Below are 25796 nucleotides of genomic sequence, written 5' to 3' on the forward strand. Positions count from 1 at the left end.
TAGGGTGATGACTCACGCGTGGTGAGTCTTGATGGCGCTATGGTAACGAGACTTTATTAAATGAAAAATAGGGTTTTTATTGAGTTATTATCAAAATATATTTGATAATAAGCCCATCATTTTTTCTTTAAGGGTTAGGCTATGCAGCTGGAAGATCTTCGTGTTGTGCTAAAAGTAGCGGAGTTTCGCAATATCACGGCAGCAGCGACTCATCTAGATATGCAGATAGCTACGGCCAGTGCGGCGGTTAAGCGGGTTGAAGCGTCACTTGGTGTCGAGCTATTCGTGCGTACGACGCGTCATTTGCGTCTTTCTAGTGCGGGCGAGCGTTATTTGCCACAGTGTACGGCGGCGCTGGCTTTATTAGAGCAAGCCAAGCAAACGATACACAATGATTTGGACATTATTAGTGGGGAAATCCGTTTGGCGGTGTCGTCTGATTTAGGTCGAAATGTGGCGATCCCTTGGGTTGATGCGTTCATGACACAGCACCCTAAAGTGACTTTGCGGGTGCATGTTAGTGACAGCAACATTGACTTTTATCGTGATGCGCTGGATATCGCATTGCGTTACGGCCCGCCAGCCGATTCTAATTTATACGGTTTTAAAATCTGCAATGTGCCACGTTTGCTGGTGGCCAGTCCCAGTTATCTTGAGGCTCAAGGCTTACCTGAACACCCTAAAGAGTTGCTGCATCATCAGGGGTTGTTTTATCAGTTGCAGAATATACTCAATGATACTTGGCACTTCTCGTGTAAAGCGTCAGGGACGGAACGATCTTACAAAATTAAGCCCAAAGCCTATTGTGCGGCTAATGATGGGGATCTGGTACGGCGTTGGTGCGTGGCTGGAAAAGGGGTGGCGATAAAGTCGTCGCTGGATATTGCTAACGATCTGCTGGCCGAACGTCTAGTACCACTTCTGCCGAATTATACCATTCCCTCCGGTGAATTGTGGTTGGTTTGCCCTAGTCGTCAATCGATTACCCCAACCGTAAGGCTATTGCGTGATATGTTTCGCGAACGTACGACGGCGCTTTTGGGACAATTGGTCGAGCGAGGTTTTATAGCAAAGAGTGTATTGGAAGAATAAGCTGATTACGTGTTGTTTTATAAAAAATGTGTATTTTCATAGACAGAAATTTTCTATAAAAAACACTTGAAAATGGTAGCTGAGATCCTATTTTGAGGGATGTAGCAGGTTCGTCTGGTTATGAATAGAGTGCCTGTTACTACTTTTGACGATTAGTATTTTGCTTCAATTAGGAGGATTTATTATGAACTCAATTGATCTTAGCCCACTTTATCGTAGCAGTATTGGTTTCGACCGCTTGGCCTCTTTGCTCGATAGCGCGCTAACAACAGACAATGTGTCTGCTGGTTATCCGCCTTACAACATCGAGGTGGTTGATGATAACCGTTATGCCATTTCGCTTGCTTTAGCAGGCTTTGATGAAAGCGATTTGGATATTAAAGTGGAAAAGAATGTGTTGACCATTCGCGGTGATAAAGCGGACTCTGGTGAACATAGGTATCTCCATCAAGGCATTGCAAACCGTTCATTTGAACGCAAGTTCAATCTTGCCGATTATGTTGAGGTAACCGATGCTGAGTTAAAAAATGGGCTCCTTACCATCAGTTTGGTGAAAGAGATTCCTGAGGCAATGAAACCCAGAAGTATTGCCATCAACAAGGCTTCTCGCAGTGTTCTTGAGCATCAAAAAGAAAGCTCAGCACAACAGGATGCTAAGGTAGCCTGAGTAAAACTTGTTTATACATGATGATCGTAAAGGGCGGTGATTAGTCACGGCCCTTTTTTGTTTTTATCCGCGTAGTTCCTTCTATTGACGGTTGGCTCATCTATACTGGATATTGTTATAGTCCAGAGCGTAAATCATTTTTTTTGCAATGCTGTCGAGGTAGGGATATGGCGGAGTTTCTTGTGTTGGGTGCTGGAATGGTGGGTGTGAGCAGTGCTTTGGCGCTACAGGCTCGTGGTCATCAGGTTACCATTGTGGATCGCACTGGTGCGGGTCTGGAAACCAGTTATGGCAATGCAGGTATGATTCAGGTCGAGGCGGCGGAGCCTTATGCCTTACCAAGGGACATGGTGACGCTGTTTAAATACGCCTTCGAGATCAGTAATGATGTGACTTGGACATTGTCTGGTGCCTTACAAATGGCGCCTGCCTTGTGGTCGTATTTTCGTCATTCATCGTTAGAAAAGCACGCTAAGATTTCTCACATTCATGCGCAATTAACCTTTCGCTCTACGGCGGACCATGAGCCTTTAATTCGCGACTCGGAATCTGAGCACTTGATCAGTCATTGTGGTCTTGTGATGCTGCATCGTGATGAAAATGAATTTGAAAAAGCGGCGAAGAAAGCCGAATTTCTGTTACGAGAATATGGTGTTACTGCCGATATTTTTGATGGTAAGAGTTATCAGCAAAAAGAACCAGCACTGAAGAAAGCGCCAGCTGGAGCCGTGCATTATACGCAAAGTTGGAGCTGTGCTTCGCCGGGAGGTTTGACCAAGGCGTATTGTGATTTGTTTGTTAAACGTGGTGGACGATTTGTGACAGGCGATGCCAGTACCTTGCAGCATGGTGTGTCGGGTTGGAAAATTCTAACTCGTGATGGCGAGTTAACCGCTGGGCAAGTGGTGGTGGCGCTTGGGCCTTGGTCTCCAGAGCTATTAAAACGCTTCGGTTATCGCATTCCTATGGTTTACAAGCGAGGTTATCATGGGCATTTTAATGCCCCTAATACGCTCCAACGTCCATTTTTAGATGTGGCAAATGGGGTTTTAGCCGCGCCAATGCGACAAGGGCTCAGAGTCACAACGGGGGCTGCGTTGGTGCCTATGAAGGCCGCGAAAAACATTAAGCAGCTTGAGCGTGGAGCCGCTGCATTAAATGAGATGATCGATTTAGGGCAAAAAGTAGACGAACCACAATGGTCGGGTACGCGTCCTTGCATGCCAGATATGTTGCCTTTAGTAGGGGCTGCACCCAATCATAAAGGTTTGTGGTTTCATTTTGGTCATGGGCATCAGGGCTTTACGCTTGGCCCGACCACGTCAGATTTATTGATTAAGGCTGTAGAAGGGGAAAGTAGCCCCTTGTTAGAGGCACTTTCACCTGTAAAACGGTTAGCTCGATAAAATGTTTAGCGCTTTAAGAAACCGCGTGATTGCAGGAAGGGAAGCATGTGTTCACGCTTTTTCTTTTGCACCGCGGCGGCGGTTTGCTCAGACCAGTTGCTGTTTTTCTGATTGTCGCCACGACTTTGGTAGTAGGCTTGCATTTGTGCGTCGTAGGCGTTGACATCGTCAGCGCAGCGCCGGCTATCGTAGCTGTCTTTGTGCAATATAACATCGACGGGCAGACGAGGTTTTAAGTCGGGCTGAGCGTCAGGATAACCCAAGCAAAGGCCAAAGATGGGATACACTTGATTGGGTAGGTTTAACAGCTCGGCGACTTGCTCAGGATCGTTGCGAATGCCACCAATAAAGACGGCACCAAGACCGACCGACTCCGCGCCTAGCATTAGGTTTTGCGCAAAAAAAGTGGCGTCTGTTGTGGCCGCAATAAAGTGTTCTGTGTTGCCTTCTAATGCCCCTAAGCCTTGTTTAAGACTGCAATATTCAACGCGAGTCAGGTCCGCGCAAATAACGAAAAATTCCGCTGCCGATTCGACCCATTTTTGTCCACCCGCTAAGGTGGCAATTTTTTGACGATTTTCTGGGTTGCTCACTTGGACAATGGAGTAAGCTTGAATAAAGCTTGAAGACGCGGCGCCTTGGGCACTTTGGATCAGTTGTGTTATGAGGGATTCATCAATCGTTTTGTTTGTGTATTGACGAATGGACTTATGGTTGGACTGAGCTTGTAGGATTGGATTCATCGTTAACATCTTTTATTAATGAGATGCATAAATACTAGAGCCTTAGTATGGATGGGTCAAAGAGCTTCAGGTTAAGAAATAAGCATAAACAAAGGAAAGACCTAACCGCTAGGTTAAGTCTTTCGTTCAAGGGAAATGTCAGTTTTAGAAACGGTATTCAGCACCTACACTGGCTTGTTTGAAGTCGGTGTCAAATTCTGAGTCAGAGTTGACATTATCTGCATTCAAGTCAACGTCGTACCAGGTGTATTGAGCGTTCACCAGTAGATTTTCTGTTACTTTGAAGTTAACACCGGCACCTGCGAATAAGCTTCGATCGTCTGAACTGCCTTTGATTGAGGCAATATTGTAATCGGTTTCGTGCCATAGCTGACCGGCTTTAGCAAAGAGTTCAACTGTCTGAGTGATCGGAATGGTGCCTTTTAAAGCCGCAGTGTAACCCGTCGTTTCCGCGTTAGCCGCGCTGCCACCGTATTTACCAAAGTCAATATAGCTGCCTTCTAAAGCAAGGAAAGAATTAAAACGATAGCCGACGATGCCCTGTACTACATCGTTGTTATCGTCAAAGTCGTCGTCGCTTTCCACTTTGAGGTAGCCGTAGTTACCACCAACATAAAGACCGCTGTTGTTGTCAGCCATGTTTTCAGCTTTTGCTACGCCACTGAGAGAAGCTAAAGCGATGCTACCTGCTATGACGGGAATGAATTTTTTCATTTTATAACTCCTTTTAGTTACTTTTTGGAACTTCGTGAGTTGCGCTATTAATGTGGCGTATGACTGGGCTGAAGGCTAGGCTTTCGCGATCAGTTACCTATTTGCTTCATTTTCTATGCGTTAAACCTAGGTAAGAAACACTTTACTGATACTTGCGAGATCGTTTTTTCGTTTTATAAAAGAGGGGAAGTGGTTTTAAATAAGAAAAAGATGCCCGTTGTTTGGCATCTTTTTAGTGGAATACAACGCATTAAAAGGACACGAGTGTGTCGTATTAATGGTACTGATGACTGGCCACTTCTCCCCATAAACGTTCAATACGATTGTCTCGTCCGCAGCTGGCGCGATAATAGGCATAACGAATTGGGTTTTTGGTGTAGTAGCTTTGATGATACTCCTCAGCAGGGTAAAAGGTTTTTGCCGGAAGAATCTGTGTCACTACCTCGTCTTTAAATGGTTTGGTTTTTTTGACATTGGCGAGAGAGGCTTCAAAAACCGCTTTTTGTTGGTCGTTCTGATAAAACATGGCGGTTTTGTAAGGGGCTCCTTTGTCGCAGAACTGACCTTCTGCGTCGGTTGGGTCGATGGTTTTCCAGTAATAGTCCGCCAATGACTTTAATGACACTATGTCATCGTCAAAATGAATCACCACGGCTTCAAAGTGTCCGGTGTTTCCTGCGGATACTTGTTTGTAGGTTGGGTTTTCAGTGTGACCTCCGGTATATCCTGAAACCACATCACTGACACCTTGTACCAATTCAAAATCGGATTCCACACACCAAAAGCAGCCACCGGCGACCATCATGGTTTGTGGGGCCGCTTGTAGCGTGCCACTAAAGGCGGCGGTGCCACCGAGAATCACTAAGCCTAAGGCACGGTTGAAGGTATTGTTGATTGTCATTGAGAGAGTCCTCTGATTGCTGGCATGATGTCATGGTGACGCTTTACATTGTTCATTGCTTTGACGTACTCACAAGGCTTTTTCTTACAGATCATCGTAGTATGCTGTGTATAGGACGGCGGTATTTTGGCAGCATGCTTGATTATTCCTACATCGTCGCTCATTTTTTGTACATTTTAATGGCACACTGATGCATGTGTATTGATGGTTTACCATCGATTTTTATATATGCTGAGCATATTAAAGACATCTAGATAATCAATTAAACAAATATAGATTTGTCTTATAGTATGAGTACCAGTTTAGAGTGTTTGTTTAATTTTTAATGGGGTTGCTATGAGCGCATTTGTTACGGAACGTGTTTTGAGTGTTCATCACTGGAATGACAATTTATTCAGTTTTAAAACGACTCGCAATCCAAGTTTGCGCTTTGAGAATGGTCAGTTTGTGATGATCGGTTTGGAAACAGAAACTCGGCCTTTGATGCGTGCTTACAGTATTGCCAGTCCAAATTACGAAGAACATTTGGAATTTTTTAGTATTAAGGTGCCTAATGGCCCGTTAACGTCGCGTTTACAGCACTTGCAAGTCGGTGATGATATCTTGGTTAGCCGTAAACCGACTGGCACCCTTGTGACGCGGGATTTGCTGCCAGGAAAACATCTTTATTTGTTATCCACGGGAACCGGTTTGGCGCCGTTTTTAAGTGTGATTCAAGATTTTGACGCCTATGAGCAATACGAAAAAATTGTTTTGGTCCATGGTGTTCGTCACATTAATGAGTTGGCGTATGCGGATTTTATTGAAAAAGTATTGCCTGAGAATGAATTTTTTGGCGAACAGGTAAGAGATAAATTAATTTATTATCCAACAGTGACTCGTGAAGCGTTCCGTAATCAAGGTCGTCTGACCGATTTGATTCGCAGTGGTAAATTGGCCGAAGACATTGGATTACCGCAACTTAGCCCCATGAATGACAGAGTGATGATTTGTGGTAGTCCAAGTATGTTAAAAGATACGTCGGCTTTGCTTGATGAGCTAGGTTTTAATGAGTCACCCAAAATCGGTGTGCCTGGGGATTATGTTATCGAGCGAGCGTTTGTCGAGCATTAGTCGCGAGGGTTACGCTTTCGTTGATGAATATATTTAGGAGATGTTATGAGTTCTAGCCAAGATTACCTTCCTCCCAAGGTGTGGACATGGAATACAGAAAACGGCGGTAAGTTTGCCAGTACCAACCGTCCTGTTTCGGGTGCCACACATGAAAAAGTATTGCCTGTTGGTAAGCATTCACTGCAGCTTCATTCCCTTGCTACGCCCAATGGTCAAAAAGTGACCATTATGCTGGAAGAGTTGTTGGCATTGGGCATTTCCGCTGCTGAATACGATGCGTATTTGATTAATATTGGTGAAGGCGACCAGTTTGGTTCTGGTTTTGTTGAGATCAATCCGAACTCAAAAATACCTGCTTTGATGGATCACAGTACGACGCCACCGACTCGTGTATTTGAGTCTGGTTCTATTTTGCAATATTTGGCCGAAAAGTTCGATGCCTTGGTGCCAAAAGACTTAGCCTCCAAAACGGAATGCCGTAACTGGTTATTTTGGCAAATGGGATCGGCGCCTTATGTAGGCGGTGGTTTTGGCCATTTTTACGCCTATGCGCCAACGAAAATGCAGTATCCGATTGACCGTTTTACCATGGAAACCAAGCGTCAGTTGGATGTACTGGATAAGCATTTGGCGGATCACACTTACATGGCGGGTGACGAGTATTCTATTGCGGATATTGCTATCTGGCCTTGGTATGGCAATTTGGTGCTAGGTAATTTATACAGTGCGGCTGAATTTCTTGATGTAGCCAATTATACCAATGTACTGCGTTGGGCAAAAGCGATTGAGCAGCGTCCTGCTGTGCAACGAGGCCGTATTGTTAATAAAGCTTTTGGTGATGGAGCAAAGCTTCAAGAGCGTCATGATGCGTCGGATTTTGATGGTCTTATTTGATCTTCACCAGTGAGGGCAAAAGGCAAGCTACGGAATAGCTTGTTTTTTGTCTTGGTCTTGCGTACAAGCTTTACTAAGATAAATTAATGATACTTATGTGTGGTTTATCATACGCTTACCGAGTAAGGCTTACATTAAAAATTCACACCGATATAAATACCTTTTACCTCTTCCGATAACGATTCAATAAAGTATTTACGAGCATAAAAGCCAAACATTATTTGAGGGAATAAATTAAATTGAATGCTCAGCTCTGGATAAATACCAAGTGCTAAATCATCACTATCACAATTATCTTCACACTCATTATTATCAGTAACAGAGGCTAATATCAATCCGACTCCTAAAGACGCTAGCACTGGAGTTGAGTTGGTATTAAGGTTTGTTGAAATTTGGAAGCCATTATATTGAGTATCTTGCAGTTCCATTGTAATAAATGAGGCGCTTCCACCTCTATAACTCCCCCTTTCATTTATTTTTAGGCCTATTTCAGCTGCTCCTGAGTCAATTAAACCATCTTCATCAGACTCCCCGACTAATATCCCTGCATAAATTCCTCCATTAATGGCTCTTTCATTTGCTTGAACATTGAAAGAGATAGATGTCAATATAAAAAATATTAATAATAAAATGTTTAAATTAACCATGGTTTAATTATCCTTCCTTTATTTAATGTTCAGTGCAAATATTAATAATATGTTTCTTAAATTAAATCAATATTGTATGTTCCTCCTGAAGTGTAGACATGAAATACAGAAAACGTTGGTAAGTTTGCCAGTACCAACCGTCCTGTTTCGGGTGCCACACATGAAAAAGTATTGCCTGTTGGTAAGCATTCACTGCAGCTTTATTCCCTTTAATAGTCCAAAAGTGACCATTGTGCTGAAAGAGTTGTTGGCATTGGTTATTTTTATAAAGAGACAAGGCATAAAATGGCTTGTCTCTTTATTGTTGGTAATAAATAAGAAGAGTTTAAAAAATAAACAGTTATTTGTGTTTATTCTGTGGCTTGTCACCATTTTGTCAGACTGATATGTGTTAGAGTGAAGGCCTACGAAATCTGTTGGCCAGCATGATGCTGCAACCTACTCTTTGTTTGTGTCCATGTACGAGGCGATGTTTGCCTTCTTTTTTTGCAGCGGCGAGATAAAAGAGAACAGCTCTACGTCCCTTTTAGAGAGCTTTATAATGCAAAATTTAACGCAAGATGGACAAAACCTCGTTCATTCCCTTTCCCGTCGTTACAACCTAAGCTTTGATGCCGTCATGCATATGCTAATCGCTGTGAATAATGGTAATGGGTCGATGGCACAGTTCAATTGCCCAGAATTGGGTGGTGGTGGCCAGTGGATGCGTGGTGGTATGACCATGGTCGGCGACATGTTTAATTATGGTTTGAAATCGACTGTGGACAACTTGTGTAACGAGCTGGCCAATGGCTTAGCAAACATGCAGGTATTTATGCCGTTGCCAAAAGGTTCAAGATCCGGCAATCAGTGGTGGCCAGGTGATTTGGGTCAGCCGTTTAGTAGTGGTGCGCAAAATAGCACGCGTTACGCGATTTTCCCCAATCGTCTGGCAGTGGAAGTAAATGGTCAAGTCACGGTTTACGATACGTTAGACAATAACATTGGTGGTATAAGCCAGCAGCAGGGCGGAAATTCGTCACTGACATTTTCCAGCCAATACGGCACCATTCTCGTCAGCTCCTTACCTGTCGTGTCCGGCGGGAGTTCTGCTTCTTCTGCTCCAATGCCTGCACCACACAATAACTTTATTGAGCCGTCTGCTGCCATGGCATGTTCACCCGCTCCTGCAGTGCAAGTCCCTCAGAATTTGACGAATGTATCGTCTATTGATGACGTAATCCAATTGATCGAGAAGTTGGCAAAGTTGCGTGACATGGGAGCTATTTCAGAAAACGAATACAATTCGAAGAAGACCGATTTATTGAATCGTATTTGATTGAGTCAATTGCGTGTATTGTGAGGTAGTTTGTAAAAATTAGAGCGGCAGAATGGTATTAGTTTTTAAGATAGCTTGTATGTTTTCTGCCGTCATTGGTTTAGCGTAATAATAGCCTTGTCCATAAAGACAACCCATTTTGATTAACATGTCGGCTTGTAATTTATTTTCTATTCCCTCTGCTATCACTTCACATTCGAAAGAATGAGCCAGCATAATGACAGAAGATACTATGGCTTGTTTTCTAGTATCTTGCTCTATGCCATCAATAAAAGAGCGGTCAATTTTTATGTGATTGACATTAAGTGTACTGATATAAGATAGCGAACTCATACCTGTACCAAAGTCGTCAATGGCAACTTGTACTCCAGCCTCTTTGAAGGCATTGAGTTGCTTTGAAATAAGGTCAATGCTAAGAGTGGTTTCAGATTCAATCAGTTCTATTTCTAGCTTATTTGGCGGAATATCATGCTGCTTAAGTAAGCTCAGCGTGAATTCCAGTAAGGTTGGATCGAGCAAATTATAGGGCGACAAATTGATAGCGATTGGCGTGAACCATCCTTGTTGATGCCACTGGCCGAGTTGCGAAATGGCTTGAGTAATAATATAACGACCAAATTCTTGCACCCGACCACTATGCTCAATGAGGTCAATAAAGTTTATCGGAGATAAAATGCCATCGGTAGGGTGATACCAACGAGCAAGTCCTTCAACACCGATAATCTGACCATCGGCCACTGATACTTTGGGTTGATAATGTAGTTTGATTTGAGCTTCGGACAGGGCAACTTCTAATTCTGCGCGGCGCTTTAGGTGTTGCTTGCCACATTCGATATTTTTCTCACTAAAAGTCGCCCAACCAGAACGATTTTGTTTGGCTTCACTCATGGCCGCATCGGCGTACATGATGAGAGTTTCACTGTCGGTTGCTTGGCTTGGGTAATGGGCAATACCGATACTTGCACCGGTGCTGATGGCCAGTTTATTGATCAATACTGGCTCATTTGATCTATCAATAAGCTTTTTTACTAAGAGTTCGGCGTGCTCAATATCTATTTCTGGTGCCCAAATAATGAATTTGTCGCCAGAAAAACGAATTAGTGTCTGAGTACGGTCTAACGTATCCTTAAGCTTTTGAGCTATTTTAGCCAGTAAACTGTCTCCGGTTGTATGGCCAAAAGCATCGTTCACTTCTTTGAATTTATCGAGGTCAATGACGAAAAGACAAGCTTGAGTAACATCAGATGTATGCGTTTTAGTAGCGTTTGGTAAAGAGGGGGACATCGCTTCAGGCATGATGTCTTGCAGTAGGTTTCTTAAATAAAGACGATTGGGTAATCCTGTTAAAGTGTCATGAGTCGCAAGATGTGCTAATGAATCGTTTTTGTCCTGAACGCGTTTATTCATCCAAGAGGATAAAGTGAGGGCAAACCAGGTTGCAAGCCAGAAGACAATCAGTGATGTGATGCCAAGGCGCTTGGTAACAAAGGAAAGGGTTTGTTGAATATAATTTGAATTTTTCAGAACCAGAACTTGGTATGTATTGTCGACCACTTTTTGCCAAAGGAAATGATGTTCGTCTATGTCAATATGTCCATTTGATAAGCTTAAGTCGCCAATGGTATCGCTGTCTGCTTGATTAATTGTGTACAGCAAATGATCAATGACATCGGAGTTAATATTGTTATTAATCGACCAGTTTAAATCTGGGCCATGAATCTCGATATACAATTCGGGGTTTTCGTCTGTAAAGTAGACTTGATGAATCAGTTTTGCGACGAAATCGGATGAGTCTGTTTGGCCTTTAAGTGCTAATTGTCCATGAATCAATAGAGCTTGACGATGAAGGGATTCGAGATCTGCTTGAGCGCCAATATCATTGGCCAAGCGATAGGACACGGTCACATAAATGGCCGAGACGGATAAGGCAACCACAAGACAAACCAAGATGAGTTTGATGCGGAAGGATTTGTCTCTTTGTAGTTCCTGTAGTGGTGGCATAAAGACCCCAGATAACTCGCCTTACTTATTCTTTTTCTTTACAGGTACTGATGTTGGCAAGATGGTAGACTGGGCACCATCCAAATGCTAAAGAAATCAAGTTCAGCGAGCCAAATATACCGATCAGTGTCTCTAGCAATGGGTCGTTTAATAGATCACCATTAAACAGAGCGATGCCAGTAAACAATATGCCGATAACACCGCGGATACTTCTATCTAGAGGATGTAGGTTCTTTTTCACTGTATTGTGTCCTCACTAATCAACAGTTCGATCGTTTATAAATAGTCCGCTTTAGCCGAAAAATTGACAATAGGGAGACTGTAAGTAATTGCATCGCAATGTAAGCGACCGAATGACGAAGTGCTGAAACCCCATGTTACAAAGTGGGTCAGCAGCGACGTTAACTAAGGGATACCTTGCGATCTAACAGAATCGGCCCTGTCCCTTCGCTTGCCAGTTTGTCTTCTTCGTTATAGAGCGGGCACTGGGTTAAGGACAAACAACCACAGCCAATGCAGCTGGTGAGTGAGTTGCGCAGTTTGCTTATGTGGCAAATAACCTAGAGGCAGTGGAGTATTTTTCTGATATGCCAGAGGCGCGCAATAATAGCGATGACATAAGCTAAAAAAGAAAGATCCAGCGCGCCATAAACAAACACTATGGCGCGCTGGATAAGCTTAGTGATTTGTTGCTTTTTCAACTGCAACTTTCACTTCGCCAAGGTCGGTCGTTATAGACACAACCCTGTCAGGCAAAGGCGTAAAGTGCACCTCGTCAGCTAACGTTTCTGATTGGATATAACTAAGGTGTTGCTGACACCAATGCTTCACAGTATCGCTGGCGTCGATAGACACATGGATTCGATCCAGTACTTTATAATCTTGCTGCTTACGAAGTTTTTGGATGTGGCTCACTATCTCGCGCATAGCGCCTTCGGCGATTAATTCCTCGGTTAGCTCTGGATCAATGTTGATCGAAATAAAGCGATTGGAAGCCGTCACTGTGCTGGCTTTGGCCTGTCTAAAGAGTTGGATTTCTTCTTGATTGAAGGTCAATCCATCCAGTTCTATTTCACCTTGCTTCTCCAAGTGATCTAAGGTTGTTTCATCCAGTTTGGCGATGAGGGCAGCGTAGTGCTTCATTTGCTTCCCTAGACGTTTACCTAAGACGGGAAAGTTCGCTTTGGCATAAAAGTCGATATAGTCACTTTCTTGGCGGCTAAACAGCACGTTTTTTATATTCAGTTCCGTTTGGATGTAATCTTTAAGACGGGTGATGTCTTCCAGCACGTAGGCGTCTTTATGCAACACGGTGAGTGTTTTAAGTGGCGTTTTTAATTTGATTCTAAGGTCGTTGCGCAGTTGTCGCCCCATCACCAAGATGTGTTGAACGCGCGCGACACTGGCTTCTAAATCCTCTTGTTTCAGGTTGCCATCGGTACTTGGATAATCACACAAATGCACAGACTCTGCTTGGCTGCTTGCCGAGAAAGGCAAAAGTGCTTGATATAAGTGTTCTGCCATAAATGGCGTGAAAGGTGCCATCAATCGGTTGAACGTATCTAAGCAGCGATACAAGGTTTGAAAGGCTTGCTGCTTATCGGCGTTTAATTCTTTTTGCCAAAAGCGAGCGCGATTCAAACGGATGTAGCCGTTGGTGAGGTCTTCTATAAACTCGAATAACGCAGGCACCACGTTATACAAGTGGTAGGCTTGCATCTCCTGATTGACCTTGGCGGTGAGCGTTTGTAGACGGGACAAGATCCACTGATCCAAGATGTTGTTGGGTGCCTCATTGCTGCCTTTGTCTTGCCACTGGTCGATTTCGGCGTAGGTGGCAAAAAAGCGAAAGCCATTTAGCCAAGGCAATAAGACTTGCCGCACCATGTCTTGCACACCTGTGTCGGCAAAGCGTTGCTCTTCAGCCTTCACCAATCCTGAGTTGATGAGGTAAAGCCGTAGAGCATCGGCACCATAGTTTTCCATCAGCGTATCGGGTGGTGTATAGTTTTTTAGGCGTTTGGACATCTTTTTGCCGTCTTCCGCCATGACAATGCCATTGACGATGACGTTTTTAAACGCAGGTTGTCCGAACAAGCACTGGCTAAGTACTTGTAAGGTATAAAACCAACCGCGTGTTTGATCGACGCCTTCTGCGATAAAGGCCGCAGGAAAGTTATGCTCAAATTGTTCTTTATTTTCAAAGGGATAATGCACTTGGGCGTAAGGCATGGCACCGGATTCAAACCAGCAGTCGAATACTTCGGCAATACGTCGATAGGTGCCTGCTTCTCCTGTAAGGGAGAAGCTAAGTTCGTCCACGTGGTCGCGGTGTAAGTCGTCCACGTCCGCGCCTGTGTAGGCTTTCAGCTCTTGCCGAGAGCCAAGACAAAGGTGATTGCCTGTGACATCGTTGACCCAGATGGGAAGAGGTGTCCCCCAGTAACGGTTGCGTGACACAGACCAGTCGATCGCGCCTTCTAACCATTTGCCCATGCGGCCTTGCTGGATGTGATCTGGCACCCAGTTGATTTGTTCGTTGTTTGCCAACAGTTCACCACGCATTTGTTCTACTTTAATGTACCAAGATGGCACAGAACGGTAGATGATCGGTGTGTCGGAGCGCGGACAGAATGGATAGCTGTGTACGATGGTTTCTTGACGATAAAGCACATCACGGGCTTTTAGGGCTTGCATGATGGCTTTGTCGGCATCTTTTACATATTGGCCTTGGTAATCGGCTACGTCATGGGTAAAGCGTCCGCGGCTGTCCAGTGGACAAACGGTGGCTTGCAAACCATTGGCTTTGCAGACGCGGTTATCGTCTTCTCCGAATGCGGGGGCGATGTGGACGATGCCAGTGCCGCTTCCAGTGGAGACAAAATCGTCCGCGAATACGTGAAAAGCGCCAGCTTCATTCAAGTGGCTGAAATAGGGAAAAAGCGGCTCGTAGTGTTTGCCACTCAGCTCAGCACCTAACGCACGATCCAGAATCTCCACCTCTCGACCTTTGCAGACAGTGTCGAGCTGAGCCTGAGCAAGCCAAAGCGTTTTGCCCATGGTTGCGTCGTGTACTTTGACGTAGGGGATATTGGGGCCAACACACAGGGCAAGGTTGGACGGCAGGGTCCAAGGCGTGGTGGTCCAAGCGGCAAAATAGGCGTCTTCGTCGGTTAATTTGAACAATACCGTGATGGCAGGGTCTTGCACCTCCTTGTAGTTAGAGCTGGCTTCAAAGTTAGACAGTACGGTTTCCAGCTCAGTGGAATAGGCGATTACCTTGTCGCCTTGATAGACCAGCCCTTTGTCCCATAACTGTTTGAACACCCACCAGACGGATTCCATATACCAAGGCTCCATGGTGCGGTAGTCGTTTTCAAAGTCCACCCAACGGCCAAGGCGAGTGATGGTTTTCTCCCATTCACTGGCATAGCGCTGCACGATGCCACGGCATTCCGCGTTGTAGCGGGCAATGCCCAAGCTTTCTACCGCTTCTTTGGCTGACATGCCGAGGGATTTATCGATTTCGTGTTCGATAGGCAAACCATGACAATCCCAACCAAAACGACGCTCTACATGGAAACCCTTCATGGTGAAGTAACGTGGAATGATGTCTTTGATCGTCGAGGCAACCAAATGTCCGTGATGGGGCAAGCCAGTTGCAAAGGGTGGGCCGTCATAAAATACGTAGTCTGGTTTGGGCTTAGACGCTTCAAGAGAGCGCTTGAAAATCTGCTTGTCCTGCCAAAACTTGAGTACAGCGTGCTCGGCCTCAACGAACGAAAAGCGTGCGGACGAAGCTGTATTGTCAGCCTCATCGGCTACATGGGTAGGGGAATCGTGTGTATTCATATTGGCTTCCTGTTAAGACCCAAGAAGCAGAAAAAAGAAACCCGCCTCTTGGGCGGGTTTGCTTTATTTTACTCAACAACGAACCCACCACTCCTAGGAATGATGATAATAATTCGTTGTTGAGTAAGAGATAGGTTAGTCATAGGGCTTATTTTTACGCTTGCAAAGGGGAAGCGTCAAGAGAGATCTAAAAAATAATACATTGCAAATGTGCAAGGCTAATGATGTGAGTTTTTTGAGAATTACGATGACGGTTTTCAGGTTCTTAAGTTTTGTGTTCTCCTAAAAGGGCTCTCATCAGTGCTGGTCTAACGCAAATGGATCTTGCTGATCGGTTGCATACACAAAAAATGCTATTTCTCGTATCGAAAATCATTCTGCAGACGTCAAACTATCAACGCCTGAAAAGAGTTTGTTAGCGCCTTAGGCAGTAAACTCGAAATTCGTTTTGTTTACTTCATTATGCTTTTATCTCGTTTTATTGTGTCATTATGCGTCAGTAAGTGTTTGATTCGCCTTGTACTCGTCTAGGTTTAGTTCAAAAAGTAGAGCATCTAAGTCCTGTTTGGTACTACGTTCTTTTTTACCAAGATAACGAATATAAAGAATGCTCAAAAACATAAAGGCATAAAAGCTTAGGCTTAACGTATCAGATAGGCCTCGGAATGATGAAGAGTTAAATATTATGATGAAGCTACTTACCCAAAAGCCAAATAAAAATTGTGAGCTAGGAGTATATTCCAGGCAGAGGCGTTTGGTGACTACATTGCGACATATGTTAAAACGGTAATTATTTCTCCATGATCCGATTATTATTTGATTACGAGCGTCATTGAATTTAGCGTTGTAGCCTTTGTTTTTTAACGCTGTCAAAACATCACGCCATTCCATTGATTGATTCCCTCAAGTCCTGAAAAATAATAAATCTCATTTTCTATTGTTTCATTAAATTAGAACACTATTTTCTTTCGCGAACAGTGGTATTTTTGAGGTAATGGATATCAATATTAGCAATGAAATCTGCTCGTTAGTTGATGAAAGACGAATAAGATCAGGCAGTTCTTGATGTGTGGTATCATTAGAAAACTAGCCATATATCGCTCTTTATCTCCTCTTAATGGCTAAAAGTAATCGATAGACTCACTATCAAATCAACTCAGTGAAGAGTTGACCTACCTAGAATTGACTCGCTCGATGATCAGTCTGAACCCGTTGTGGCATCAGCTAAAATATCATCAATGTATACGGATACTGATATGCTAAGTAATGCAACCGAGCACGAGCTTGATCCAATTGATGCGGTTATCACTTGGGTTAATGGGAATGCTACGAAACACCGCCAGAAGCGGCAAACCTATATGGCAATGGAGCCATTACCGCTACACGAAAATGCCGCCAATCCACATCGCTGGGTATGCAGCGATGAAATTTTGTTCTGTATTCAATCCATTGAAAACCACGCGCCATGGATAAACAAAATTTGGGTGGTTGTGGATGAGGAAGGTCCTGATTTATCAAGCCTCTCAGAAAGCATTAAAGCCAAAGTACATCTTGTTTATCATGCGGAAATCTTTGATGGCTTCACACAATTTTTGCCGACTTTCAACTCCTTGGCGATTGAGAGCATGCTCTGGCGGATAGAAGGGCTGAGTGAGCGATTTATGTACTTCAATGACGATGTGTTTTTAACGGCACCGCTCAGTCCTGTTGATGTTTTTGACGGTCTTACTCCTATTCTGCGAGGCAAATGGGTTGATTACAGTCAGGTGCTTAGCTGTGACGAAATGCGAGAAGACCCAGCGAAATTTCATTGTTTTATGCAGATCAATGCGGCGCAAATCACAGGATATCCCGCCACAAAACTGTTTTCTGCGGCGCATGTTGTTCATCCCTTTCGACGTTCAAAGATGGCCGAATTGTTTGCCCGTTATCCTGATGACTTTTTCATTAACATAACGTATCGATTTCGCAACTTGGCGCAATTTCTCCCGCAGGGGTTGCACAACCACGCTTGTATCCATGACCAAGAAGCCAAAATCAGCCTGGTAGATGATCATCTTCATATTTCAAGCGGGCAGGGGAAAGGACAACCAGCCAGCGACACGCTAGCGTTGCTTAGCAAAGCGACCGATCCTGGCATCAAGTTTTTATGCGTCAATGATCTTCCTCAATTAGTAGAAATCATTCCAAACGCAGCGGATTGGATTGCTCAAGCCATTGGCGGCTTTCCGGGGCTAAATACAGTGATTGAAGAATTGCGCCTGCAATCAGAGGAAGCGATGACAAATTTGGCAGAAGCATAATGCTTCTATCTGAAGAGTAGTTTTGAAAGCTTAGGGTCGAATTCTCATGGATTCTTGGTTACTCTTGATCAAATTTTCAGTTAAGACAGATTAAGGTATTTCATGCCAAAGCAGCTAAACGACCAAACTCTCGATAAACAATTTGCCTTTTTACGTGAGATAGACCAGCTAAAATCTGTTATCCGTAAATCGCCATTGATTGATCAATCACGAAGAGAGAACTCTGCCGAACATTCGTGGCATTTGGCAATGTATGCCTTAATCCTAAAAGACAGTTCTGACAAAGAGATTAATATTGAGCGCGTGATCAAAATGCTCTTGATCCATGACATTGTTGAAATCGACGCGGGTGATCACCCGATACATGAAACGGTGGATAACACAGCTCAAGATGAGGCAGAGCAAAAAGCTGCGGATCGTCTCTTTGGTTTATTACCAACATCGCAAGGTGAAGAACTCAAAGCCCTTTGGTACGAATTTGAAGCCGCTGAAACAAATGACGCCATATTTGCGAAATCTCTAGACCGACTACAACCATTGATTCACAACGTAGCAACCAATGGCGGTACATGGATTGAAGGTAATGTCAGTCATGAACAAGTTAAACAGCGTTATGGTTCAGTGATTAGCGCAGGTTCAAAAAGCATCTGGAATCTAGTGCAAAAATTGGTTAGCCAGTATTTTCATAGATAGAGTTCGCTGTCTTGAATTAGCGAAATACTAGAAAAAGCCAACAATCCCATGATTGTTGGTTTTTGTTATCTGATACTAATCGAAAGTGAGATTAGTACTGGGAGTCTTTCAACACTCGTTCGCCATAGATGCCATTTTTAGGAATCGGTGTGTAGCTAGAGTTCGCTGCGCGCATGACACGAATACCCTCGGCGCCTGCGTCACGGGCAGAAATAATGTCGCCATCTGCATCACCGTAATAAATTTTGATGTCATGCTGTTTTATGTATTTGGTCTTGGTGTATTCGGTACGGCTTGATCCCGCAAAAATGACATCGTGCATCTCTTTGATATCAAATGCTTTTTTCAAGTACTCCGTAGTAAAGTTACAATCGGAACCAGTACGGCCTGTAATAAAGTAAATGCTATCGCCGCGTTCTTGGTGCATGGCAATTAACTCTTTAGCAATGTTCTTAGGCATGCTGAATGCGTCCCAGCCACAGTTTGCTTTATCCCAAAAGTCTTGATTCGTTAGGTAAGAGTAACCATTTGGCGAAAACTCTTGCTGACCACGATAAAAAACGGGTGTGCTAAACAGGGTCGTATCATCGATATCAAAGCCCACCGCAAACGGCGCTTTGCCTTGAAGCTCTTGCTTAATGTCCGCAACAGAGATCATAGTGACATCCGACGGCATACCCGCCGTCGTCATATCAATGGTGGAATAGCCTTTATGAGTGCCTGGTGTTTTTGGATCTGCGTGAGCAGAGAGACTGGCGACACAAGCCAGTACAAGCGTTATCGAGCGTAGAGTATGATTCACAGTGTTTCCTATAGGTTTCATTATTGATGGTTTGTTTATCTTATCTCTAAAAAATACGACTTTCTATCAACTTGTTTTGGTTTGAGTGAAGGGCAGAGCAAATACTTTATCTAGAGCTAGTTAATAAACCTCTGCTTGATAAGTGATCAAATGGAAATTGAAATGATCTTTTAATAGGTCGATTAAAGGTGCTTTTAAATGACTTCTAGAATCCTTTCCGATGTGGCTGCAAGCATTACGGAATTTAAAGCTAACCCGATGAAAGTTGCTGCAAGCGCACATGGTAAAGCGGTTGCGGTATTAAACCGCAATGAACCTGCGTTTTACTGTGTTCCAGCTGAAGCCTATGAAGCCTTAATGGATAAATTGGAAGATATGGAATTGTTAGCTCTCGCGAAGGAACGCGCCAATGAAGAAAGTATCTCAGTCAGCATCGCAGACTTATAATTTTAGCTAAGCCCAATTGGATCGTGTTTAGACATGATCTATTGGTATACTGTGACTCATAATTAATGTAGTTTGTAGGTGTAAAATGACTGATAATCAGAGCACACACTTAGAGCGTGTCGCTATCAAAGGCTTTAAGTCTATCAAAGAGATGGATTTGAAAATGAAGCCTATCAATATTGTCATTGGAGCTAATGGCTCGGGCAAGTCTAATTTTATTTCCTTATTTACTTTTCTGCGAAATTTGTCAGAAGGAAAACTACGGACTTATATTGAACAAAATGGTTTCGCAAATACGTTCTTTTATTTTGGCTCTAAAGTAACAAATCAAATAGAAATTGATATTGAAGTTGGTTTCAATGGATACCATGTGAAATTTGTTCATGGTAGCAATGATGACAATTTAGTTTTCAAAGAAGAGTTTTGTACGATAGTGACCTCAGGAAAGAACTTTGAGATTGTAGGTTCTAAAGGCGAAAGTGGTTTACTTCCCGGAACTGAGGCACAAAGCCCAGCAGTTCGTAACTATACTAGAAAGTATCTTGAAGATTGTCGTGTTTATCATTTTCATGACACAGGCCCAACCGCATCTTTTAAAAAAGCATCCTCACTAGAATCTGTTGACTATCTACAGCATGACGCAGGCAATTTGGCTGCTTTTTTATACTTTTTGAAAGACAGTGAAGAAACTAATGAGTTCTTTAAGAGTTATCGAGATATAGTGGATGCGATAAAAACGGTAGCGCCTTATTTCCACGATTTTTATCTTGAACCTCGCGGTAATGATGGTGATCAGAAGGTGTTACTTAAATGGATTCATCGAGATCATGATGAGCCTTTTTCTGCAAATCAACTGTCGGATGGTACGGCACGTTTTATTTGCATGGCAACCTTGTTCTTACAGCCTAAGTCATTGAGGCCAAAAACGATTATTCTTGATGAACCTGAGCTTGGTTTGCACCCAGCAGCTTTAGAGGTACTAGCTGATATTGTGAAAGCGACGGCGAAAGAAAATCAAGTTATCTGTTCTACTCAGTCTGTTACTTTTGCCAATCAGTTTAATCCAGAAGACTTCATTGTTGTTGATCAGGAAAAAGGCGCATCAACGTTTAAACGGGTTGATGAGGTTGATCTAAAAGATTGGTTAGAAGATTACGCCATGGGAGACATTTGGTCTAAAAATATTATAGGGGGCGCCCTGAATGGTAAGAATAGGGATATCAGTCGAAGGCCCCACGGAAGAACGGTTTGTTAAAATGGTTTTAGAACCGTATTTAGCTGCGAAAGGAATTTATATGACGCCTATCTCAATGGGTGGTGATGTGAATGTTGAGCGTGCTAAAAATGAGTTGAAAAAGATTGCTAATAATTTTGACTTTGTTACAACTCTGTATGATTTTTATGGGTTCAAAAAAAGATTAGGTAACGAAACTAAAGAAGAATTAGAACAAAGGTTGATAGATTCTGTTCATGCAGGTGTGAAGCCAAGACTTATTCCATATGTTCAAATGTATGAGTTCGAAGGTCTTTTATTTTCTTGCCCTGAATCTATGGCGAGAGGATTAAATGATAGTGATGTTCTGCAATGGTGTCAGGATGTCTTGAGCGAATTTAATGGCAATCCTGAAGCTATTAATAACTCTGTAGAAACCGCCCCTTCTAAGCGTTTGTTAAAGCATACGAAATATAGAAAAACGACACATGGGCCAAATATAGCAGAAGAAATGGGTATCCCTAAAATACGAGAAATGTGTCTTGGTTTCCACGAATGGCTATGTAAGATAGAGAGTCTTGCTAAATAGATTCTGAGAAATTAAAAACACAAAAGCCAACTCATTGAGTTGGCTTTTGTCGTTTCTGAGCGGAGTAAATCCTATCAGCTCTTCTTCAACTCCAAGTAGTTCTCTATCCCTTTGATCTTATCTTCTGCGTGATGGTTAACATACAAAACAGTGGTCTCGGAGCCTTGGCAAATTTTCTCTATGAGGGCGAGGACGAGCTGTCGGTTCATGTCGTCGAGGCCGAGGCAGGGTTCGTCTAGGATCAAGAGTGGCGGGTGTTTCACCATGGCGCGGGCGATTAGCAGTAGGCGCTGGTCGCCATAAGATAGTTTGTTAAAGGGTTGGTCGGCGCGGTCTGTCATGCCAAGCAGCGCAAGCCATTGGTCGGCGATTTTCTTCTGGTTATCGGAGGATTTGGTGTACATGCCGATGCTGTCGTAGAAGCCAGAAATTATGACGTTTTTGCAACTGGTGCTGACGCGGTATTCCCATTGCAAGGATGTGGAAACATAGCCGATAAATTGTTTGATTTGCCAGATGCTTTCGCCCTTACCACGTTGGAAGCCGAAGACGAAAATATCGTTTACGTAACACTGGGGATGATCGCCGGTGATCAATGACAATACGCCGGTTTTGCCGCTGCCGTTGGGGCCACTGAGTTGCCAGTGCTGGCCGCGTTCAATGGTCCAATCCAGTTTATCAACAATGATGGTATCGCCGTATTTAATGGTGGCTTGGTTGAGTTTCACCAGAGGCTGGCATGGGTCTAGTACGGGCAGTTTATTGACTGGATCTGCCTCTGGGATGTCTAGATTCGTGGTTTTCAAATGCAGTAATTGGTACAGCTCGTTGAAGGCGTTGTCGTCGCTTTTATCTACCGTCAGTGCCAAACGTCCATTATCAACATACGCAATATGAGTAATAAAGTCAGGCATTTCATCGAAGCGATTGAGCACCATGACCATGGGTGTGGTGTCTATGATGGAAGCAAGGTGAGCTTGCAGCATGGCAAGGGTGTCGACGTCTAAACCATCAAAGGGTTCGTCTAATATCAGCAAGTCAGGCTTGTTCGCCAACGCGCGAATTAACATGACTTTGCGGGTTTCGCCGGTAGAGAGTTTGCGAAAGGCGCGATCCAACAGTGGATAAATACCAAACTTTTCCACTAGTTCCTGTGCAAGTTCTGGATCCTGGCAGTGATCGAAAATCATTTCCCGTACTGGCGTGCCAAGGGAAATTACATCCATGATGTCGGCGTCGTCTTTTTTCAACTCTTTAGCAATCAGCTCCGCTTGGGCTTCAAAAGAGACCAATCCCACGTTTTTCGGAAGGCCAGTGACGGTGCCGCGTTCAATGTCGCCAACTCCCGCTAATACAGCGGCTAAAGCCGATTTTCCAGCACCATTGGTGCCAGTAATCACCCAATGTTGGTTGGGTTCAATGGTCCAGTCAATCTCGCTTAGGGTAAAGCGATCATCAAAGTTCACTGTTACTTGTTTGAAGAGAATACTGTCTAAGCGGAGGCTGTCCATGGTATTTCCTAATGTGGTAATGAGAAAAAAGAGACAAAAAAGCCGAGTTTCTTACGATAACTCGGCTTTTTATATAAACATTACGATGTCATGAGCGAAGCCAAGACGAGGCAAAAATAGACGAGAAAGCAGAGTTTATAAGTATAAATACTCCGCGCATCCTGCGCTCCACCCTTCGGGCCAGCTAAAGCTGTTTAAATCTGTTCCTACAGATTTTTGAGCATTTCGAGTCTATTTTTAACAAAGTATTGGCGAGCGTAATAATCGTATTAAACGATCTTTTTCATGTCCGCCATATGACCGCGTAACACCGCACCTACAGCCTCAACTGGGTGAGAGCGTAGCGCTGTGTTTACTTCGATCAAGCGTTTGTTGTCTACGCCATTGTCTTCTACAGAAAGACCTTTACCGATCACGTCAGTTTTGATGCCTTTCATGAAGTCTGCCAACAGTGGTACACACGCGTGGTTGTATAGGTAGCAACCGTATTCCGCAGTATCAGAGATGGTCGCGTTCATTTCGTACAATTTCTTACGAGCGATGGTGTTTGCGATCAATGGTGTTTCGTGTAGAGACTCGTAGTAAGCCGATTCTGCAACGATGCCCGCTGCAGTCATAGTTTCGAAAGCAAGCTCTACGCCGGCTTTAACCATAGCCACCATCAATATACCGTTGTCAAAGAATTCTTGTTCAGAAATTTTCACATCGCCAGCTGGTGTTTTCTCGAAGTTAGTTTCAGCGGTTTCTGCACGCCACTTCAGCAAGTTAACGTCGTCGTTGGCCCAGTCTTCCATCATAGTTTGAGAGAAGTGGCCACTGATGATGTCGTCTTGATGCTTGTTGTACAAAGGACGCATGATCACTTTTAGCTCTTCAGAAAGATCGAACGCTTTGATCTTAGCTGGGTTAGAAAGACGATCTAGCATGTTGGTTACGCCGCCGTATTTCAAGGCTTCGGTGATGGTTTCCCAACCGTATTGGATCAAGCGAGACGCATAACCTGGGTCGATGCCTTCTTCAACCATTTTGTCGAAGCAAAGGATAGAACCTGTTTGCAACATACCACAAAGGATGGTTTGCTCGCCCATAAGGTCAGATTTTACTTCAGCGATGAAAGAAGACATTAGAACGCCTGCTTTGTGACCGCCCGTACCCACAGCGTACGCTTTTGCTAGCGCAAGACCTTCGCCTTTAGGATCGTTGTCTTCGTGAACCGCGATCAATGTAGGAACACCGAAGCCACGAACGTATTCTGCACGTACTTCAGAGCCAGGGCACTTAGGCGCCACCATGATAACGGTCAAGTCTTTACGGATTTTCATGCCTTCTTCAACGATGTTGAAGCCGTGAGAGTAAGATAGGCAAGCGCCTTCTTTCATTAGTGGCATAACAGCGTTTACAACCGCAGTGTGTTGCTTATCTGGTGTTAGGTTAAGTACCACGTCAGCGGTTGGAATCAATTCTTCGTATGTGCCAACAGTGAAGCCGTTTTCAGTGGCGTTTTTCCAAGATTGGCGTTTTTGAGCAATGGCTTCTGGGCGCAATGCGTAAGACACATCTAGACCTGAGTCGCGTAGGTTCAAGCCTTGGTTAAGACCTTGTGCACCACAACCGATAACCACCATTTTTTTGCCTTTCAACGCTTCTACGCCGTCTGCAAATTCAGAGCTGTTCATGAAGCGACATTTTGCTAGTTCTGCTAGTTGTTCACGTAGCGGCAAAGTATTGAAGTAGTTAGCCATGTTACACATCCTATAAGATAAATTACGGTATCTGCGATAAAAACACGCCGATATTAAAAATGGATTACACAGTCGCCAAGCCATGCTTTTCATGACGTCCTGCGAGTAGGGTTAATGTATCCTAGCGCAATCTTTTCGTAAATTGATATATTTGCAATACAGTGTCCCATTTTTTGCAAACATGTTTTATGATGATTGCACAGTCATTGTATGAAGGTTTCAGGATGAATATTAAGACACTTAAACAATTTCTTGCTTTGGCGGAAACGTTGAATTTTGGCCGTGCCAGCGACGAATGCCATATTAGTATTTCTGCCCTGTCGCGTAACATTCGACATTTAGAAGACGAGTTAGGCGTCGCGCTGTTTAATCGCGATAATCGGACGGTGGTCTTGACCAAAGAAGGGCAGACCTTCCTTAAATACGCCCGGATACCAGTCGGCAATGGAACTTGATTCGCCACGAACTGACGGATAATTCCGATCAACTTAGTGGCGAAATTAGCCTTTATGGCTCGGTCACAGCCAGTTACAGTTTTTTGTACGAGTTATTGCGTCGCTTTCGTATTGCTTATCCGGCGATTGAAATTAAACTGCGTACCGGTGATCCAGAACACGCTATTGCGCATATTTTAGATGGCAAAGAAGACATTACTATTGCCGCGAGGCCAGCGAATTTGCCCCGTGGTTTGGCGTTCAAACCGATCGCTATTTCGCCTTTGCTGTTTATTGCGCCACTTGAACAGCAAGTGCCAAATGTGCCGACTCACACACCCATTACAGAGCAAGAGTGGGCGAATATTCCAATGATCCTCTCGGAAAGTGGTGTGTCTCGAACCCGTGTCGATGAATGGTTTCGCCAACATGACATTGCGCCACGTATCTACGCACAAGTCACCGGTAACGAAGCCATCGTGAGCATGGTGAGTTTGGGTTTTGGTATTGGCGTGGTGCCAAAGATTGTGTTGGATAACAGCCCGTTGGTGGACCGGATTAAAGTACTGGATGTGAAGCCTGAGTTGGAGCCTTATGATATTGGCTTGTTTACACTGAAGAAAAGCCTAAAGAATCCACTGGTCGACGCGTTTTGGAATTTGATGAAAGAAGAGGCGTGATTACGCCTCTTCTTGATTGCTATATCAGGTGAAG

The 25796-nt window shown here is 43.9% G+C and carries 22 protein-coding genes and 2 pseudogenes; 13 read left to right on the top strand and 11 right to left on the bottom strand.

What is annotated here, in order from left to right; all coding sequences use genetic code 11:
• The first annotated feature begins 141 nt into the window (after positions 1-141).
• From AC0L6V_RS21570 to AC0L6V_RS21580, 3 genes are all read left to right on the top strand, one after another.
• The gene (locus AC0L6V_RS21570) at positions 142-1092 is read left to right on the top strand and encodes a LysR family transcriptional regulator (protein WP_265220400.1); all 951 of its coding nucleotides are present in this window, start codon (positions 142-144) and stop codon (positions 1090-1092) included.
• 184 nt (positions 1093-1276) lie between these two features.
• Positions 1277-1759: an Hsp20 family protein gene (locus AC0L6V_RS21575; RefSeq protein ID WP_409419066.1), complete on the top strand. Its 483-nt coding sequence runs from the start codon at positions 1277-1279 to the stop codon at positions 1757-1759.
• A 167-nt stretch (positions 1760-1926) separates the two neighbouring features.
• Positions 1927-3165 (top strand): NAD(P)/FAD-dependent oxidoreductase, encoded by a 1239-nt coding sequence (locus AC0L6V_RS21580; protein ID WP_409419067.1) that lies wholly within the window; start codon positions 1927-1929, stop codon positions 3163-3165.
• Positions 3166-3170: 5 nt separating this feature from the next.
• On the opposite strand, the gene nfsA is transcribed toward AC0L6V_RS21580, so the two are convergent.
• The 3 genes from nfsA to msrA all read right to left on the bottom strand — a co-directional run bounded on the left by nfsA (position 3171) and on the right by msrA (position 5523).
• Positions 3171-3908, bottom strand: coding sequence for an oxygen-insensitive NADPH nitroreductase (gene nfsA / locus AC0L6V_RS21585; RefSeq protein ID WP_265220402.1), 738 nt, complete (start codon positions 3906-3908; stop codon positions 3171-3173).
• Between the two features lie 144 nt (positions 3909-4052).
• A complete protein-coding gene (locus tag AC0L6V_RS21590) occupies positions 4053-4622 on the bottom strand; it encodes a porin family protein (RefSeq protein ID WP_265220403.1) in 570 nt (189 codons plus the stop codon).
• Positions 4623-4896: 274 nt separating this feature from the next.
• Positions 4897-5523 (bottom strand): peptide-methionine (S)-S-oxide reductase MsrA, encoded by a 627-nt coding sequence (gene msrA, locus AC0L6V_RS21595; protein ID WP_265220404.1) that lies wholly within the window; start codon positions 5521-5523, stop codon positions 4897-4899.
• A 336-nt stretch (positions 5524-5859) separates the two neighbouring features.
• Here msrA and AC0L6V_RS21600 point away from each other — a divergent pair, with 336 nt between their 5' ends.
• On the top strand, positions 5860-6636 hold the full coding sequence (locus AC0L6V_RS21600) for a ferredoxin--NADP reductase (RefSeq protein WP_265220405.1): 777 nt from the start codon (positions 5860-5862) through the stop codon (positions 6634-6636).
• Between the two features lie 45 nt (positions 6637-6681).
• Positions 6682-7530 carry a glutathione-dependent disulfide-bond oxidoreductase gene (gene yghU, locus AC0L6V_RS21605; RefSeq protein WP_265220406.1) on the top strand — a complete coding sequence of 283 codons (849 nt, stop codon included), beginning with the start codon at positions 6682-6684 and terminating at the stop codon, positions 7528-7530.
• 134 nt (positions 7531-7664) lie between these two features.
• Here yghU and AC0L6V_RS21610 read toward each other — a convergent pair whose 3' ends face one another.
• Positions 7665-8177: a hypothetical protein gene (locus AC0L6V_RS21610; RefSeq protein ID WP_265220407.1), complete on the bottom strand. Its 513-nt coding sequence runs from the start codon at positions 8175-8177 to the stop codon at positions 7665-7667.
• Between the two features lie 111 nt (positions 8178-8288).
• On the opposite strand from AC0L6V_RS21610, the pseudogene AC0L6V_RS21615 reads away from it, so the two are divergent.
• Positions 8289-8427 (top strand): annotated as a pseudogene (locus AC0L6V_RS21615) (glutathione-dependent disulfide-bond oxidoreductase); the annotation flags it as partial.
• A 291-nt stretch (positions 8428-8718) separates the two neighbouring features.
• The gene (locus AC0L6V_RS21620) at positions 8719-9495 is read left to right on the top strand and encodes an SHOCT domain-containing protein (RefSeq protein WP_265220408.1); all 777 of its coding nucleotides are present in this window, start codon (positions 8719-8721) and stop codon (positions 9493-9495) included.
• Positions 9496-9534: 39 nt separating this feature from the next.
• On the opposite strand, the gene AC0L6V_RS21625 is transcribed toward AC0L6V_RS21620, so the two are convergent.
• From AC0L6V_RS21625 to AC0L6V_RS21640, 4 genes are all read right to left on the bottom strand, one after another.
• Positions 9535-11496 (bottom strand): putative bifunctional diguanylate cyclase/phosphodiesterase, encoded by a 1962-nt coding sequence (locus tag AC0L6V_RS21625; RefSeq protein ID WP_265220409.1) that lies wholly within the window; start codon positions 11494-11496, stop codon positions 9535-9537.
• 25 nt (positions 11497-11521) lie between these two features.
• Positions 11522-11737, bottom strand: coding sequence for a YgaP family membrane protein (locus tag AC0L6V_RS21630; RefSeq protein ID WP_265220410.1), 216 nt, complete (start codon positions 11735-11737; stop codon positions 11522-11524).
• A gap of 437 nt (positions 11738-12174) precedes the next feature.
• Positions 12175-15348, bottom strand: a complete 3174-nt coding sequence (ileS, locus tag AC0L6V_RS21635) for an isoleucine--tRNA ligase (RefSeq protein ID WP_265220411.1) — start codon at positions 15346-15348, stop codon at positions 12175-12177.
• A gap of 489 nt (positions 15349-15837) precedes the next feature.
• Entirely contained in the window at positions 15838-16239 is a 402-nt protein-coding gene (locus AC0L6V_RS21640; RefSeq protein ID WP_409419068.1) for a hypothetical protein, read from the bottom strand.
• 365 nt (positions 16240-16604) lie between these two features.
• Between AC0L6V_RS21640 and AC0L6V_RS21645 the strand changes: the two genes are divergently transcribed.
• Both AC0L6V_RS21645 and AC0L6V_RS21650 read left to right on the top strand, forming a co-directional pair.
• Positions 16605-17651 (top strand): Stealth CR1 domain-containing protein, encoded by a 1047-nt coding sequence (locus tag AC0L6V_RS21645; RefSeq protein WP_265220412.1) that lies wholly within the window; start codon positions 16605-16607, stop codon positions 17649-17651.
• A gap of 102 nt (positions 17652-17753) precedes the next feature.
• Entirely contained in the window at positions 17754-18344 is a 591-nt protein-coding gene (locus AC0L6V_RS21650) for an HD domain-containing protein (RefSeq protein ID WP_265220413.1), read from the top strand.
• A 91-nt stretch (positions 18345-18435) separates the two neighbouring features.
• Here AC0L6V_RS21650 and aphA read toward each other — a convergent pair whose 3' ends face one another.
• On the bottom strand, positions 18436-19146 hold the full coding sequence (gene aphA, locus AC0L6V_RS21655; RefSeq protein WP_265220414.1) for an acid phosphatase AphA: 711 nt from the start codon (positions 19144-19146) through the stop codon (positions 18436-18438).
• A 198-nt stretch (positions 19147-19344) separates the two neighbouring features.
• Here aphA and AC0L6V_RS21660 point away from each other — a divergent pair, with 198 nt between their 5' ends.
• From AC0L6V_RS21660 to AC0L6V_RS21670, 3 genes are all read left to right on the top strand, one after another.
• A complete protein-coding gene (locus AC0L6V_RS21660; RefSeq protein ID WP_265220415.1) occupies positions 19345-19593 on the top strand; it encodes a type II toxin-antitoxin system Phd/YefM family antitoxin in 249 nt (82 codons plus the stop codon).
• Positions 19594-19678: 85 nt separating this feature from the next.
• Complete coding sequence (locus AC0L6V_RS21665; RefSeq protein WP_418138599.1) at positions 19679-20848, top strand: AAA family ATPase; 1170 nt, start codon at positions 19679-19681, stop codon at positions 20846-20848.
• A 1-nt stretch (position 20849) separates the two neighbouring features.
• Positions 20850-21395: a DUF4276 family protein gene (locus AC0L6V_RS21670; protein WP_265220418.1), complete on the top strand. Its 546-nt coding sequence runs from the start codon at positions 20850-20852 to the stop codon at positions 21393-21395.
• Between the two features lie 74 nt (positions 21396-21469).
• Here AC0L6V_RS21670 and modF read toward each other — a convergent pair whose 3' ends face one another.
• Positions 21470-22906, bottom strand: a complete 1437-nt coding sequence (modF, locus tag AC0L6V_RS21675) for a molybdate ABC transporter ATP-binding protein ModF (protein WP_265220419.1) — start codon at positions 22904-22906, stop codon at positions 21470-21472.
• 269 nt (positions 22907-23175) lie between these two features.
• The gene (ilvC, locus tag AC0L6V_RS21680) at positions 23176-24648 is read right to left on the bottom strand and encodes a ketol-acid reductoisomerase (RefSeq protein WP_265220420.1); all 1473 of its coding nucleotides are present in this window, start codon (positions 24646-24648) and stop codon (positions 23176-23178) included.
• Positions 24649-24872: 224 nt separating this feature from the next.
• On the opposite strand from ilvC, the pseudogene ilvY reads away from it, so the two are divergent.
• Positions 24873-25762: pseudogene (ilvY, locus tag AC0L6V_RS21685) on the top strand (HTH-type transcriptional activator IlvY).
• Positions 25763-25796 lie beyond the last annotated feature (34 nt).

It is taken from the genome of Marinomonas sp. G8-14 (assembly GCF_055808935.1).

Bases quoted from the DNA above. Each gene is read 5' to 3' on its own strand.
- AC0L6V_RS21610 (WP_265220407.1), bottom strand. From the start codon at position 8,177: ATGGTTAATTTAAACATTTTATTATTAATATTTTTTATATTGACATCT.
- modF (WP_265220419.1), bottom strand. From the start codon at position 22,906: ATGGACAGCCTCCGCTTAGACAGTATTCTCTTCAAACAAGTAACAGTG.
- AC0L6V_RS21625 (WP_265220409.1), bottom strand. From the start codon at position 11,496: ATGCCACCACTACAGGAACTACAAAGAGACAAATCCTTCCGCATCAAA.
- msrA (WP_265220404.1), bottom strand. From the start codon at position 5,523: ATGACAATCAACAATACCTTCAACCGTGCCTTAGGCTTAGTGATTCTC.
- AC0L6V_RS21570 (WP_265220400.1), top strand. From the start codon at position 142: ATGCAGCTGGAAGATCTTCGTGTTGTGCTAAAAGTAGCGGAGTTTCGC.
- AC0L6V_RS21590 (WP_265220403.1), bottom strand. From the start codon at position 4,622: ATGAAAAAATTCATTCCCGTCATAGCAGGTAGCATCGCTTTAGCTTCT.
- AC0L6V_RS21640 (WP_409419068.1), bottom strand. From the start codon at position 16,239: ATGGAATGGCGTGATGTTTTGACAGCGTTAAAAAACAAAGGCTACAAC.
- yghU (WP_265220406.1), top strand. From the start codon at position 6,682: ATGAGTTCTAGCCAAGATTACCTTCCTCCCAAGGTGTGGACATGGAAT.
- AC0L6V_RS21600 (WP_265220405.1), top strand. From the start codon at position 5,860: ATGAGCGCATTTGTTACGGAACGTGTTTTGAGTGTTCATCACTGGAAT.
- AC0L6V_RS21580 (WP_409419067.1), top strand. From the start codon at position 1,927: ATGGCGGAGTTTCTTGTGTTGGGTGCTGGAATGGTGGGTGTGAGCAGT.
- ilvC (WP_265220420.1), bottom strand. From the start codon at position 24,648: ATGGCTAACTACTTCAATACTTTGCCGCTACGTGAACAACTAGCAGAA.
- AC0L6V_RS21670 (WP_265220418.1), top strand. From the start codon at position 20,850: ATGGTTTTAGAACCGTATTTAGCTGCGAAAGGAATTTATATGACGCCT.
- AC0L6V_RS21650 (WP_265220413.1), top strand. From the start codon at position 17,754: ATGCCAAAGCAGCTAAACGACCAAACTCTCGATAAACAATTTGCCTTT.
- AC0L6V_RS21620 (WP_265220408.1), top strand. From the start codon at position 8,719: ATGCAAAATTTAACGCAAGATGGACAAAACCTCGTTCATTCCCTTTCC.
- AC0L6V_RS21665 (WP_418138599.1), top strand. From the start codon at position 19,679: ATGACTGATAATCAGAGCACACACTTAGAGCGTGTCGCTATCAAAGGC.
- AC0L6V_RS21660 (WP_265220415.1), top strand. From the start codon at position 19,345: ATGACTTCTAGAATCCTTTCCGATGTGGCTGCAAGCATTACGGAATTT.
- ileS (WP_265220411.1), bottom strand. From the start codon at position 15,348: ATGAATACACACGATTCCCCTACCCATGTAGCCGATGAGGCTGACAAT.
- AC0L6V_RS21645 (WP_265220412.1), top strand. From the start codon at position 16,605: ATGCTAAGTAATGCAACCGAGCACGAGCTTGATCCAATTGATGCGGTT.
- nfsA (WP_265220402.1), bottom strand. From the start codon at position 3,908: ATGAATCCAATCCTACAAGCTCAGTCCAACCATAAGTCCATTCGTCAA.
- AC0L6V_RS21575 (WP_409419066.1), top strand. From the start codon at position 1,277: ATGAACTCAATTGATCTTAGCCCACTTTATCGTAGCAGTATTGGTTTC.